This is a genomic window from Ornithinimicrobium cerasi (assembly GCF_003702705.1).
Classification (GTDB): domain Bacteria; phylum Actinomycetota; class Actinomycetes; order Actinomycetales; family Dermatophilaceae; genus Ornithinicoccus; species Ornithinicoccus cerasi.
Genome location: NZ_QZMN01000008.1, coordinates 144,935 through 157,519 on the forward strand (window position 1 = coordinate 144,935; position 12,585 = coordinate 157,519).

Here is a 12,585-nt window from a genome sequence, read left to right on the forward strand (position 1 = left end):
GACGAAGAGGATCGAGAATGCGTAGCACCACCCTGACCATCGGACTGGCCCTGGGCCTGACCCTGCTGCTGGCCGGCTGCTCCCCGGACGACCCGGGGGCCGGGAGCACGGGGACGGCGACCACCTCCTCGGACGCCGGGGCCGCCGCCACCACCGACGGCACCGCCACGACCGAGGACGGCAGCAGCACCGTCGCCACGGGCGTCCCGATGACCGACGAGGCCTGCGCCGGGTTCTTCCAGAACGTCCCGGTGACCCTGGCCGAGCGCTCCGAGCGGGCGCGCGCCGCCCTCGAGGACGGTGACGTCGTCGACCCCGCCTCCTGGGCCGAGGTCAACCTGCTCAAGCAGCGGGTCGAGACCCTGGTCGCCGACGCCGACGGCGACACCGCCTCCTTGCTCGAGCGGGTCAACGCGCCGTTCGAGGAGGCCTCGGCGGCCGTCCTGGACGACCCGGAGCAGAGCCCGGGCGACGCGGAGATCACCGTCCCCGAGATCGACGTCACCGACTCCGCGGCCGCGCAGGAGGAGCTCCTCGCCACCTGCACCGGCTGACCCCCGACGGCCCCGCACGACGCCGTCCGCCCCGCGGGGTGGACGGCGTCGGCGTACCCTGACCACATGCCTGTCCACCCCTCCCCGCCGTCCGACGTGCCCAGCCTGATCGAGGCCTACCGCCACACCCTGATCTCGTTCGCGGACGTCGCCGACGGCATGCGGGAGGACGACTGGGCCCGCCCGACGACCTGCCCCGGCTGGACCGCCCGCGACATCCTCGCCCACGTCGTCCACGTCGAGGACTACCTCACCGGGTCCGAGCACCCGGCGGCGGACTGGGTCCCCCGCGACGACCTGGAGCCGGTGGAGATCGGCGCGCCGGAGCACGTCCGCCACGCCTTCGGGGTGTGGGTGGAGGAGGGCGTCCGCGCCCGCCAGCAGCGGGAGCCCGCTGACCTCCTGGCCGAGCTGCGCGGCCTCGTGGAGCTGCGCTCGGCCCACATGTACGACCCCGACCTCACCCTCGAGACCCCGGTCCGCAGCGTCATGGACGCGTCCGCGCCGTTCGGTGAGCTGACGCGGCTGCGGATCTCCGACGTGTGGGTGCACGAGCAGGACCTGCGCGAGATGCTCAACCGGCCGGGTTCCCTGGACGCCGCAGGCGCCAGCCAGTTCGTCGACCACGTCGTCGGGGCCCTGCCGCGGGTCGTGCTGCGCAGGGTCAGGCCCGAGCCCGGCACCGTCATCATCCTGGAGAGCACCGGACCCGTGATGGCGCGCGGGGGGGTCCGGATCGGCACCGACGCCGACGGCGAGCTCGTCTGGCACGAGCTGTTCGCCGGCCACACCGAGGCCGCCGGACGCTTCCCGATGGTCCACGAGGCCGACGAGGAGGACCGCGCCACCACGATCGCGATGTCCACCCACGAGCTCACCCGCCGCGCGGCGGGGCGCCGCACGACCGAGGACACCGCCTACCACGTGGTCGGCGACGAGGACCTCGCCCGCCGCGTCGTCGACGCGCTCGCGGTCACCCCCTGACGCCGCGACGCCACCCGTGACGCCGACCTCCACCCCGACCGCTCCCCCGACCTGACCCGTCCCCATGCCTGCGCAGTCCCACCCCGACGCCCCGCCGCTGCCGCGGCTCGGCCTCGCCCTGGGCGGCGGTGGCGCCCGGGGCCTGTGCCACATCGGGGTGCTGCGGGTGCTGCAGGAGCTGGACGTGCACCCCGACGTCGTGTCCGGGACGAGCATGGGCGGCCTCGTCGGGGCGTTCGTCGCCGCGGGCTACAGCGCGCAGGACCTGGAGTCCATCGCCAAGGAGTTCCGGTGGGCGCGGCTCATCGACTGGCGGATGAGCGGTCGTCTGCTCAGCACGCGCGCCTTCGAGCGCTGGCTCGCCGACCACCTGCCGCCGACGTTCGAGGAGCTCGAGCTGCCCCTCGTGCTGACCGCCAGCGACCTGCGCGACGGCCAGGTCCACTACTTCCGCCGGGGCGACCTGCACACCGCGATCCGCGCCACCACCGCCTACCCCGGGGTGGTCGAGCCGGTCCTGCTCGGCGACGCGCTGCTCGTCGACGGAGGGCTGCTCAACCAGATCCCCGTCGACGGCGCCCTCTTCCTCGGTGCGCGCCGGGTGCTGGCCGTCAACGCGACGCCGCTCGTGCGCGCCGAGCCGGAGCCGGGCGCGCCGTCCTCCCGTCGGGGCACCGTCCTGCGGGAGGTCTTCCGGGCCCTCGACGTCATGCAGGCCCAGCTCACGGCCGCGCGCCTGTCCTTCTACCACCCCGATGTCGTCCTCGACCCGCCGATCGACGGCGTGGACATCGGTGACTTTCACAAGGCGGTCACCGCGATCGAGGCGGGGGCGGAGGCCGCGCGCGAGCGGAGCGAGGACCTCCTCAGGCTCGTCGCGCCCCCGGCCGGCTGAAGAACCACAGCGCCGCCACGAACGCCGCCACCACGACCAGGCAGGCCCCGGCCACCCACAGGCCCGGCTCCCACCCGACCGCGAGGTCGAGCAGGATGCCGCCCAGGGCCAGGCCCAGCGCGGCCTGACCGGCCGCCCGGGTGGCACGGAACTGCGCGAGGCGCTCCGCGACGTCCGCCTCGTCACCGGTCAGGAGCCGGGCGGCGGGGGTGAGGCGGCGGGTGACCGAGTGGAGCACGCCGTACCCGAGGAAGAAGCAGGCACCGACCACGCCCACGCGCAGGTTGCCGCGCGAGGCCCCCGCCAGCAGGACCGCGGCCGCTGCGCCCGTGCACAGGAGCGTGAACAGGCGGTCCTTCAGGCGGGGACTGGGGGCCATGGGGGTCAGGGTATGTCGTGGCGCACCGCGGTCCGTCCCGCGGGCGGTGTGCGGGGGGACTAGGGTGACGGGCGACGGACCTGACGATCCTGGGGAGGCACGCCCATGTCCCGACGCGGCAGCTCACGCCCGACCGGGTCGACCCGCCCGGCCCGGCTGGCGGCGGTCTGCGCCAGCCTCGTCCTCGCCGTGGCGGCCACGACGGCGGGGGTCGGTGTCGACCAGGCGGGCGCGCCGACGACGACGGTGGCGGCCACGCCGCCGGAGATCGTGCGGCACATCGGCAGCGACCGCTTCGGCACCGCCGTCGAGGTCGCGCTGGCGCACTTCGGCCCGGCGTCCGGGCGGCCGTCCCCGACGACGGTCTACCTCGCCACCGGCCGCAACTTCCCGGACGCGCTGACCGGCGGGGCGCTCGCCGGCGCCCGGAGCGCCCCGGTGCTGCTCACCCGGCCCGACAGCCTGCCCGGGGTGACCGGCACCGCGCTGACGACGCTCGACCCGCAGCAGGTGGTCCTCCTCGGCGGGGAGACGGTGATCAGCCGGGAGGTCGTGGCCGAGATCACCGCCCTCGGGATCCCGGTCCGTCGGATCGGCGGCGGCGACCGCTACGAGACGGCCGCGCTGGTGAGCCGCGAGCTGCCCGCGTCCGACCTCGCCTACGTGGTCACCGGCCTCAACTACCCCGACGCGCTCAGCGCCGCACCGGTCGCCAGCCTCGACCGAGCCCCCGTGCTGCTCACCCGTCAGGGCGGCCTCCCGGGAGCCACCGCCGCCGAGCTGCGCCGCCACGACCCGCGCCTGGTGATCGTCATGGGCGGCGAGGTCGCCGTGGCCGAGGCGGTGCTGGAGGACATCCGGGACCTCGGCCTGGAGGTCATCCGCATCCGGGGGAACGACCGCTACCAGACGGCCGCCGCCCTGATGGAGGTCTGGCCCACCGGGGCGACGCAGGCCTGGGTCGCCACCGGGCTGGAGTATGCCGACGCCCTCGCCGCCGCCCCGGCCGCCGCGCTGCGGGGCAGCCCGGTGCTGCTCACCCGTCGCGAGTCGCTGCCCGGCGTGACCGGGTCCGGCCTCGTGCGGCTGGACCCGGACACCGTGATCGTGCCCGGTGGTTACCTCGCCATCACCGAGGACGTCGACACGGCGATCCGCGCCCTGCCCTGGGAGTGAGCGGGAGGACCCCCGTCAGGCCCAGACGAGGGCCCGGCCCGGGTCCTCGATCAGCGCGGCGAGGTCGGCCAGGAACATCGAGCCCAGCTCCCCGTCGATCAGCCGGTGGTCGAAGGACAGCGCGAGCTGGGTCACCCAGCGCGGCACGATCCGCTCCTCGGTCCCGCTGCCCACGACCCACGGCATCCGCCGGATCGCCCCGAAGGCGACGATCGCCGACTCGCCGGGGTTGATGATCGGGGTGCCGGTGTCGACGCCGAAGACCCCCACGTTCGTGATCGTGATCGTCCCGCCCGACATGTCTGCCGGCTGCGTGCGCCCGGCCTTCGCCGTCGTCACGAGGTTCCCGAGGGCCTCGGCCAGCTGGCGCAGGTCCATGAGGTCGGCGTCCTTGATGTTCGGCACGACGAGACCGCGGGGCGTGGCGGCCGCGATGCCGAGGTTGACGTAGTTGCGCTGCACGATCTGCTGCGCCGCCTCGTCCCACACCGCGTTCACGCCCGGGTTGCGCCGCACCGCGATGGTCATCGCCCTGGCCAGCACCAGCAGCGGGCTGACCCGCACGTCGGTCATGCCGTACGAGCGGTCCTGCTTCAGCCGCTCGACCAGCTCCATCGTGGCCGTCGCGTCGACGGTGATGAACTCCGTCACGTGGGGCGCGGTGAACTTCGAGGAGACCATCGCCTGGGCCATCATCCGGGTGACACCCTTGATGTCGGTGCGCTCCTCGCGCTCCCCCGACCGGGACAGCACCGGCCTGGCTGCCGGGGGGCCGGCCTGGGGGGCGGCGTCACCGGTGGCGACGCCCTGGCCGGCGGGGGCGGCCACCTCCGCGGCGGCGCGCTGCGCCGACGGTGAGGCCGCGGTCCCGGCCAGGAAGGCGTCCACGTCCGCGCGGGTGACGACGCCGTCGTCCCGGCTCGAACCGACCTGGGACAGGTCGACGCCGTGGTCCTTGGCGTACTTGCGCACCGGTGGTGCGGCCTTGGCCCGCCGCGGGGCCGCGGACTCCTGCGCCGCCTCCTCGGTGGCGCCCGCCCCCCGGCGGCGGCGGGTGGTGGAGCTCTCGATCGCGCCGTAGCCCACGAGCACCGCCTCACGCTTCGGCGCCGCCGCGTCCGGAGCCGTCGGCACGAGGTTGTCCGAGGCTGCGGTCGCCGCGTCGGTCACGTCCTCGACGGTCGTGCCGGGCCCCGCTGCACCGTCACCGGTGTCGACGACGATGATCGGGGAGCCGACCTCGACCTCGTCGCCCTCCTGGGCCAGGATCGCGGTCACCGTCCCCTCCCACGGGATCGGCAGCTCCACGAGCGACTTCGCGGTCTCCACCTCGACGACGATGTCGTTGGTCCGGACCGTGTCGCCGACCCCGACCTTCCACTGGATGATCGTGGCCTCGACGAGGCCCTCACCGGGGTCCGGCAGGCGAAATTCGGGCACGAGGGCTCCTCTGGGGTTCGCGGCGGGTGGGTCAGTACGCCATCACGGTCTCGACGGCGTGCAGGACGCGGTCGAGGTCGGGGAGGAAGACCTCCTCGTGCCGGCTCGGCGGGTAGGGGATGTTGTAGCCGCCGACGCGCAGCACCGGTGCCTCAAGCGAGTAGAAGCAGTGCTGCTGGACGTGGGCGGCGAGCTCGCTGTGGATGCTCGTGAACGTCTGCGCCTCGGACAGCGTGATGCACCGGCCCGTCCGGGCCACCGAGGCCTCGATCACCCCGGTGTCGAGGGGCGAGAGCGACCGCAGGTCGACCACCTCGATCGAGGGCCCGTCCTCCAGCTCGGAGGCCTGGGACGCCGCCAGCGCCACCTTGACCATCGGGCCGTAGGTGAGGACGGTCACGTCGCTGCCCTCGGCGCGGACGACGGCCTCGTCCAGCCGGTGGGGTGCGTCCGCGAGGTCCGGCAGCCCGCCGCCGAGGTCGAGGACGCCCCGCTCGTGGTAACGCCGCTTCGGCTCGTAGAGGACGACCGGGTCGTCGCTGGCGATCGCCTGCTGCATCATCCAGTAGGCGTCGTCGGTGGTCGACACGGTCGCCACCCGCAGCCCTGCGGTGTGGATGAAGTAGGACTCGTTGGACTCGCTGTGGTGCTCGACCGCGCCGATGCCACCGCCGTAGGGGATGCGGATGACGATCGGCAGGGGCAGGCGCCCGAGCGAGCGGTAGTGCATCTTGGCGACCTGGCTGACGATCTGGTCGAACGCCGGGTAGACGAAGCCGTCGAACTGGATCTCCACCACCGGCCGGTAGCCGCGCAGCGCGAGGCCGACGGCGCTGCCCATGATCCCGGACTCGGCCAGCGGGGTGTCGATGACGCGGTCCTCGCCGAAGTCCTTCTGCAGCCCCTCCGTGATGCGGAAGACGCCGCCGAGCTTGCCGATGTCCTCCCCCATGAGGACGACCTTGGGGTCGCGCTCCATCGCGGCTCGCATACCGGCGTTGAGAGCCTTGGCGATCGTGGTCCGCTGGGCGGTCGACGTCGGGGTGGTGAGGTCGGGCGTGGTGCTGGTCATCGTGATCTCCTCACCTCAGTCATCGAAGCCCGCGTGGTAGTCCGCGAACTCCGCCGCCTCCCGCGCCACGACCGGGTGCGGCTCGGCGTACACGTGCTCGAACATCTCCTCGTGGGGAGGGTTCGGCATGGTCTGGCAGGCGTGCCGGATGCGGCGTGCCAGCTCGTCGGCCTCCGCCTCGACCTCGCGCAGCCACGCCTCGTCGACGACGCCCTCGGCGAGCAGGTGCTTGCGCATCCGGTCGACGGGGTCCTTCGCCTTCCAGATGTCGACCTCGGCGGAGATGCGGTACTTCGTCGGGTCGTCGGAGGTGGTGTGGGCCCCCATCCGGTAGGTGAACGCCTCGATGAGGGTCGGGCCCTCGCCGCCGCGGGCCCGCTCCAGCGCGGCGCGGGAGACCGCGTACGAGGCGAGCACGTCGTTGCCGTCGACCCGCACACCCGGGAAGCCGAAGCCGTCCGCGCGCCGGTAGGGCGGCACCCGGAACTGGCGCTCGTTCGGCTCGGAGATCGCCCAGTGGTTGTTCTGCACGTAGAAGACGACCGGGGCGTTGGCGACGGCGGCGAAGACCAGGGCCTCGTTGAAGTCCCCCTGCGCCGTCCCGCCGTCCCCGGTGAACGCCATCACGGCCGTGTCGCGGCCGGGGTCCCCCGTCGCCACGTCCCCGTCCTTCTGCACGCCCAGCGCGTAGCCGACGGCGTGCAGCATCTGGTTGCCGATGACGATCGTGTACAGGTGGAAGTTGTTGGCCTGGGAGTCCCAGCCGCCGTGGTTCACGCCGCGGAACATGCCCAGGAGGTTCTCCGGCGGCACGCCCTTGCACCACGCCACCCCGTGCTCGCGGTAGCCCGGGAAGGCGTAGTCCTGGGGCCGCATGGCGCGACCGGGGCCGACCTGGGCGGCCTCCTGGCCCAGCAGGCTGGGCCACAGCCCGAGCTCGCCCTGGCGCTGGAGCGCGAAGCCCTCGGAGTCGACGCGGCGGACGAGGATCAGGTCGCGCAGCAACCCCCTGAGCGCCTCGTCGTCGAGCTCGTCGAGGTAGGCGGCGTAGGGGCTGTTGACCTCGGTGAGCGGCACGCGGGTGCCGTCGGCGGCGAGGAACTGCACCATGTCCGGACCACCGTCGGTGATGTCCCGCTCCGGCGGCTCGTGCGAGGCGCGGACCGGGGCGGCGACGGTCGACCCGACCGCCGCGACGTCGTCGTCGCTCACGTGACACTCCTTCTTCGTCGCAAGGCCGCGGCCGCCGGGGCGGCTGCGGTCGGCGGTCACGTTACCCCACGCGGCAGCGTGACCTCGGGGCAACCGGTGGCCCTCACCGGGCGGGCAGGACCTCGGCGAGGAAGGCCTCCGTGCTGGTCCACGCAGCCTCGCTCGCCCCCGGGTGGTGGAACAGCGGGTCGGGGTTGTCGAAGGCGTGCCCGGCGCCCTCGTAGAGCTCGAGGCGGACGTGCGCGCGCGCCCCACCGCTGGTGACCGCCTCCCTGACCTCCTGCACCTTCTCCGCGGGGATGAACGCGTCGGCGGTGCCGAAGAGGTGCAGGCTGGGACAGTCGACGTGCTCGGCGAGCGGGAGCAGCTGGGGCAGCGCGGAGCCGTAGAAGCTCACCAGGGCCGGGACCGGGACACCGGCCTGGGCGGACGCCGCGGCCACGGCGAACGCCAGCCCTCCGCCGAGGCAGAAGCCCAGCAGCCCGACCCGGGACTCCTCGACGCCCGGCATGGTGGCCAGGGCGTCGCGCGCGGCGAGGCCGTCCCGGACCGCGAGGTCCCAGTCCAGCCGCTGGACGAGGGCCATCCCCTCGTCGAGGCCGCCCTCCCCTGCCGGCGTCTCCACGACCGGCACGCCCGCCGACCCCTCGGCCAGGCGCGCGTACAGCTGCGGCGCGAGCACGGCATACCCCAGGTCGGCGAGGTCGGCGCACCGGGCCTGCACGTAGCTGCCCACCCCGAAGATCTCCTGCAGCACGACCAGGCCGGGCACCTCGGCACCGTCCTCGACCCCGTCGGGCAGCCACAGCAGGGCGGGGAGCGGCCCGTCGGCCGTCGCGATCTCGTGCTCGACCGGACCGCTCACCGGCGGTCCCCGTCCGGGAGCAGCATGTCGGTGAGGACGCCGACGACCGAGATGATCAGGGCACCCAGCACCGCGTCCCAGAAGAAGCTCTCGACGGTGAACTCCAGGCCGAGCGCGCCGGCCAGCCACGACGTCAGCGACAGCATGATCGCGTTGACCACCAGGAGGAACAGGCCGAGCGTGAGGATGACGAGCGGCAGCGAGAGCAGCTTGAGCACCGGCTTGACGATCGCGTTGAGGACGCCGAAGAGCGCGGCGACGAGGATCACGGTGACGGCGAGCCCGCCCCCCTCGCCCCCGAAGGAGATGCCGTCGAGGAGCACCGCCGCCACCCAGAGCGCCACCGCGTTGGCCAGGATCGTGAGGATCAGCTTCATGGCACCATCGTGGCACGGACCACCCCCAACTAGGCTGCCGCGCATGAGCGCCGAGCAGCCCACCCCCGCCGCGACGAGCCCCGTGCGCCTGCGCACCACCCTCGCCGGGGTGCCCGCCTACACGCCCGGCCGGCCGGCGGAGCCCGTCGAGGGGATGACGGCCTACAAGATCTCCTCCAACGAGAACCCCTACCCGCCCCTGCCGTCCGTGCTCGAGGCGGTCGCCGACGCGGCGCGCTCGATGAACCGCTACCCCGACATGGGGGTGAGCGGGCTGACCGCGGCGCTGGCCGACCGGCTCGGGGTGCCGGTCGAGCACCTGGCCACCGGCACCGGGTCGGTCGCCGTCCTCGCGCAGCTGCTCGCCATCACCTGCGAGCCCGGCGACGAGGTGGTCTACGCGTGGCGCTCCTTCGAGGCGTACCCCATCGTGGTCGCGCTCGCGGGGGCGACCTCGGTCCAGGTGCCGCTGGACGACCGCTTCCGGCACGACCTCGACGCCATGGCCGCGGCCATCACCGACCGCACCCGCCTCGTGCTCGTCTGCTCCCCCAACAACCCGACCGGCCCGGCCGTCCGCGAGGACGAGCTGCGGGCGTTCCTCGCGCGGGTGCCCTCCGACGTGCTCGTCGTGATCGACGAGGCCTACCTCGAGTTCACCACCGAGGAGACCGTCCCCGACGCGCTCGCCCTCTACCGCGAGCACCCCAACGTCTGCGTGCTGCGCACCTTCTCCAAGGCCTACGGCCTCGCGGGACTGCGCGTCGGGTATGCCGTCGCGCACCAGGAGGTCGCGACCGCCCTGCGCAAGGCGGCCACCCCGTTCGGCGTCACCGACCTGGCGCAGCGCGCCGCGATCGCCAGCCTGGACGCCTACGACGAGCTGGAGCTGCGGGTGAAGCAGCTCGTCGCCGAGCGGGAGCGGGTGCTCGCGGGGCTGCGGGCGCAGGGGTGGGACGTGCCGGACGCCCAGGGCAACTTCGTCTGGCTGCCGCTGGGCGAGGACGCCGTGGCCTTCGCCCAGCACTGCCAGGCGGACGGCCTGACGGTGCGGCCCTTCGCCGGGGACGGCGTGCGCTGCACGGTCGCCGAGCCCGGGGCCAGCGACCGGCTGCTCGAGGCGGCCGGCCGGTGGCGGGCGGGGCGCCTATCCTGACGGCATGTCCCTCAGCCCGCGGGGCTCCAGCGTCGTCGGAGTCGGCCAGCCCGTCAAGGCCTGGCTCATCATGCTGGTGGGCGGGGTCCTGGCGTGGATCACCGGGCAGTCGTGGAGCATCGAGCGCGACGCGGGCGAGATCTTCCAGCTGGTGATGGCCTTCGGCACCCTGGCGGTGGTCGCCGTCCCGGCGCAGCTGGTCGGCGGGCGCACCTGTCGGCCGTGGCTGCTCGCCGCCGCCGGCACGACGGGGCTGATCGTGCCCTGGTTCTTCGCGCTGGCGATCACCCAGCAGGGCCAGGGCGTCTTCGGGACGACCCTGGTGCTGATGGCAGCCGCCTACGCGATGACGTATGTCGTCAGCTGGCTCACCCGCGCGGGCGCGGCCCGCTGGGCCGAGATCTGAGCGACCGGGCCGCCCTCAGGCGCCCTGCCAGACCGCGTCGTAGGGCGCCGAGCTGGAGAGCCGGGCCTCGATCCCGCGGCTGACGAACTCCTTGGCCGCACGCGCGGCGTCGAAGGGCGTCTCCCCCCGCGCCAGCCGCGCCGCGACGGCAGCCGCGAGCGTGCAGCCCGCGCCGGCCACCTGCGCCCCGTCGCCGAGCCTGGGCGCCGACAGCACCTCGGTGCGGTCGGCGTCGACGTAGACGTCGACGGCCAGGTCGCGGTCGGTCCGCAGGTGCACCCCGCCCTTGGCCAGCACCGCGGCGCCGGAGCGCTCGTGGATGCGGCGGGCGGCCTCCGTCAGCTCCTCCACCGTGCCGATCGCGTCCATGCCGGAGAGCGCGAGCGCCTCGACGTGGTTGGGCGTGACGAAGGTCGCGAGGGGGAGCACGTGCTCCTGGAGGGCGTTGTCCGTGTCGAGGGCCGCTCCCGGCTCCTGACCCTTGCAGATGAGCACCGGGTCCAGGACCACGTGGCCGAACCGTCGCTCGCGGAGCACCCCCGCGACGGTCGTGATCGTGGCGGGCGTGCCGAGCATCCCGAGCTTGACGACGTCGAGCTGCTCCGGGCCGTAGGCGCTGGTGATCACCTCGAGCTGGTCGGCGATCACGCCGGCCTCCACGGGGACGAACCGGTGGTTCCACCCGTCCTGCGGGTCGAAGGAGACGATGCAGGTCAGGGCGACGCAGCCGAAGACCCCGTGCTCCTGGAAGGTCCGGAGGTCGGCCTGGGCACCGGCGCCGCCGGTGGCCTCGGAGCCGGCGATCGTGAGGGCGAGCGGGAGCGTCTGCATCCCCCGATCCTCTCAACCGGGCAGCGGTCCTGCCGCCGGGGTCACCTCGCGCCCGGCGTAGCTGACGACCTGGCCGGGCCGGACCTGGGTGCCGCGGCGCATCACGGTCCGGCCGTCGACGCTCACCTCGCCGTTCTCGATGACCATCCGCGCCATCGACCCGTCCTGGACGAGCGAGGCGAGCTTGAGCAGCTGGCCGAGCCGGATGGACTCGTCGCGGATCGGGACCTGCTCGATCTCGCTCACGACCGTTCGCCCGTGTCCTCCACGGTCAGCGACGGCGCGAGCAGGTTCTGGTACTCCTCGTGCTCGGCGATGAAGTCGGCGACGAACGGGCAGGTGGGGAGCACCATCATCCGGTCGGCCCGGAAGGTCCGCAGGGCCTCCTCGACCAGCATGGCGCCGAGACCGTGGTGGCGGTGGGCGGGGTCCACGACGGTGTGCTGCAGGTCGGCGGTCCCTCCCGTAATCTCGTAGGAGAGGTAGCCGACGACGTCGTCCTCCATGCTCACGACGAACCGGGACTCGGCGGGGCGGTGCGTGACAGCGGCGGTGCTCATGCCGACACAGTAGCGAAGACGCCCCTCCTGGCCCGGTCGGACGCTCAGGTCCCGGAGGTCGTGGTCGAGCCGTCCTCCGCACCGTCGTCGTCCTGCCAGCGCATCTGCCCCGGCCCGGGGTGGGTCTCGTCGAGCATCTCGGTGAGGCGCGCCTCGTGGTCGGCCAGGAGCGCGTCGACCAGCGCCTGCCGGTCCACGCCCTGCGCGTCGGCCACCTCGCCGAGGGTCCGGCCGTCCTTCAGCTCGGTGAGCAGCTCGTCCTCGGTCAGCCCGAGCGTCTCGGCGGCGGTCCCGACCATGCCGTGGCCGTCCGCGGGGGCGCCCATGCCGCCGCCCATCCCGCCCATGCCCCCCATGCCGCCCATGCCGCCCATGCCGCCGTGGTGGCCGTCGCCCCTGCCGTGGTGCCCGCGCGGCCCGAACCGCTCGTCCGTGGTGTCGTCGGTGCTGCCGTCGGCGGTGCTGCCGTCGTCGGTGGTCGAGGAGTCCTCGGTGCTCGTCACGAGGCCCAGGTTGTCTGCCAGCGAGGGCGCCGAGGCACCGAGGCCGACGACGGCCGCGGTGAGCACCGAGACGCCGATGACGGTCGCTCTGGAGGTCTTCACGAGAGGTCCTTCCGGTCGGTGGCCGTCCGTGCGACGACCTGGTCCCCACGGTGCCCCCTCCTCCTCCCCCTGG

Annotated in this window: 16 protein-coding genes; 6 read left to right on the top strand and 10 right to left on the bottom strand. The window is 73.8% G+C overall.

The window, feature by feature from the left end:
- The first annotated feature begins 17 nt into the window (after window positions 1-17).
- The 3 genes from D4B81_RS10970 to D4B81_RS10980 all read left to right on the top strand — a co-directional run bounded on the left by D4B81_RS10970 (window position 18) and on the right by D4B81_RS10980 (window position 2,433).
- A complete protein-coding gene (locus D4B81_RS10970) occupies window positions 18-554 on the top strand; it encodes a hypothetical protein (RefSeq protein ID WP_122262687.1) in 537 nt (178 codons plus the stop codon).
- Window positions 555-620: 66 nt separating this feature from the next.
- Complete coding sequence (locus D4B81_RS10975) at window positions 621-1,538, top strand: maleylpyruvate isomerase family mycothiol-dependent enzyme (RefSeq protein WP_122262688.1); 918 nt, start codon at window positions 621-623, stop codon at window positions 1,536-1,538.
- A 64-nt stretch (window positions 1,539-1,602) separates the two neighbouring features.
- Window positions 1,603-2,433 (top strand): patatin-like phospholipase family protein, encoded by an 831-nt coding sequence (locus D4B81_RS10980; RefSeq protein ID WP_122262689.1) that lies wholly within the window; start codon window positions 1,603-1,605, stop codon window positions 2,431-2,433.
- On the opposite strand, the gene D4B81_RS10985 is transcribed toward D4B81_RS10980, so the two are convergent.
- On the bottom strand, window positions 2,405-2,812 hold the full coding sequence (locus tag D4B81_RS10985; protein ID WP_122262690.1) for a hypothetical protein: 408 nt from the start codon (window positions 2,810-2,812) through the stop codon (window positions 2,405-2,407). The genes D4B81_RS10980 and D4B81_RS10985 overlap by 29 nt on opposite strands.
- Before the next feature lie 105 nt (window positions 2,813-2,917).
- Between D4B81_RS10985 and D4B81_RS10990 the strand changes: the two genes are divergently transcribed.
- Window positions 2,918-3,988: a cell wall-binding repeat-containing protein gene (locus tag D4B81_RS10990; RefSeq protein ID WP_122262691.1), complete on the top strand. Its 1,071-nt coding sequence runs from the start codon at window positions 2,918-2,920 to the stop codon at window positions 3,986-3,988.
- Window positions 3,989-4,003: 15 nt separating this feature from the next.
- Here D4B81_RS10990 and D4B81_RS10995 read toward each other — a convergent pair whose 3' ends face one another.
- The 5 genes from D4B81_RS10995 to D4B81_RS11015 all read right to left on the bottom strand — a co-directional run bounded on the left by D4B81_RS10995 (window position 4,004) and on the right by D4B81_RS11015 (window position 8,954).
- Window positions 4,004-5,428 (bottom strand): dihydrolipoamide acetyltransferase family protein, encoded by a 1,425-nt coding sequence (locus tag D4B81_RS10995; protein ID WP_122262692.1) that lies wholly within the window; start codon window positions 5,426-5,428, stop codon window positions 4,004-4,006.
- Window positions 5,429-5,459: 31 nt separating this feature from the next.
- The gene (locus D4B81_RS11000; protein WP_097188725.1) at window positions 5,460-6,500 is read right to left on the bottom strand and encodes an alpha-ketoacid dehydrogenase subunit beta; all 1,041 of its coding nucleotides are present in this window, start codon (window positions 6,498-6,500) and stop codon (window positions 5,460-5,462) included.
- A 15-nt stretch (window positions 6,501-6,515) separates the two neighbouring features.
- Complete coding sequence (gene pdhA, locus D4B81_RS11005; protein ID WP_237565946.1) at window positions 6,516-7,712, bottom strand: pyruvate dehydrogenase (acetyl-transferring) E1 component subunit alpha; 1,197 nt, start codon at window positions 7,710-7,712, stop codon at window positions 6,516-6,518.
- 103 nt (window positions 7,713-7,815) lie between these two features.
- On the bottom strand, window positions 7,816-8,577 hold the full coding sequence (locus D4B81_RS11010) for a dienelactone hydrolase family protein (RefSeq protein ID WP_122262693.1): 762 nt from the start codon (window positions 8,575-8,577) through the stop codon (window positions 7,816-7,818).
- The gene (locus D4B81_RS11015; protein ID WP_122262694.1) at window positions 8,574-8,954 is read right to left on the bottom strand and encodes a phage holin family protein; all 381 of its coding nucleotides are present in this window, start codon (window positions 8,952-8,954) and stop codon (window positions 8,574-8,576) included. Before D4B81_RS11015 ends, D4B81_RS11010 begins: the two co-directional genes overlap by 4 nt.
- Before the next feature lie 43 nt (window positions 8,955-8,997).
- Between D4B81_RS11015 and hisC the strand changes: the two genes are divergently transcribed.
- Entirely contained in the window at window positions 8,998-10,110 is a 1,113-nt protein-coding gene (gene hisC / locus D4B81_RS11020; RefSeq protein WP_122262695.1) for a histidinol-phosphate transaminase, read from the top strand.
- Window positions 10,111-10,114: 4 nt separating this feature from the next.
- On the top strand, window positions 10,115-10,516 hold the full coding sequence (locus tag D4B81_RS11025; protein ID WP_122262696.1) for a hypothetical protein: 402 nt from the start codon (window positions 10,115-10,117) through the stop codon (window positions 10,514-10,516).
- Window positions 10,517-10,531: 15 nt separating this feature from the next.
- Here the strand turns inward: D4B81_RS11025 and D4B81_RS11030 are convergent, their stop codons facing one another.
- Genes D4B81_RS11030 through D4B81_RS18530 form a run of 4 tightly spaced genes read right to left on the bottom strand, consistent with a single transcriptional unit; the run spans window position 10,532 to window position 12,512 of the window.
- The gene (locus D4B81_RS11030; RefSeq protein ID WP_122262697.1) at window positions 10,532-11,347 is read right to left on the bottom strand and encodes a bifunctional hydroxymethylpyrimidine kinase/phosphomethylpyrimidine kinase; all 816 of its coding nucleotides are present in this window, start codon (window positions 11,345-11,347) and stop codon (window positions 10,532-10,534) included.
- Between the two features lie 12 nt (window positions 11,348-11,359).
- Window positions 11,360-11,593: an RNA-binding S4 domain-containing protein gene (locus D4B81_RS11035; RefSeq protein WP_122262698.1), complete on the bottom strand. Its 234-nt coding sequence runs from the start codon at window positions 11,591-11,593 to the stop codon at window positions 11,360-11,362.
- Complete coding sequence (locus tag D4B81_RS11040; RefSeq protein WP_337189874.1) at window positions 11,590-12,006, bottom strand: GNAT family N-acetyltransferase; 417 nt, start codon at window positions 12,004-12,006, stop codon at window positions 11,590-11,592. Before D4B81_RS11040 ends, D4B81_RS11035 begins: the two co-directional genes overlap by 4 nt.
- Complete coding sequence (locus D4B81_RS18530) at window positions 11,952-12,512, bottom strand: hypothetical protein (protein ID WP_122262700.1); 561 nt, start codon at window positions 12,510-12,512, stop codon at window positions 11,952-11,954. Before D4B81_RS18530 ends, D4B81_RS11040 begins: the two co-directional genes overlap by 55 nt.
- Window positions 12,513-12,585 lie beyond the last annotated feature (73 nt).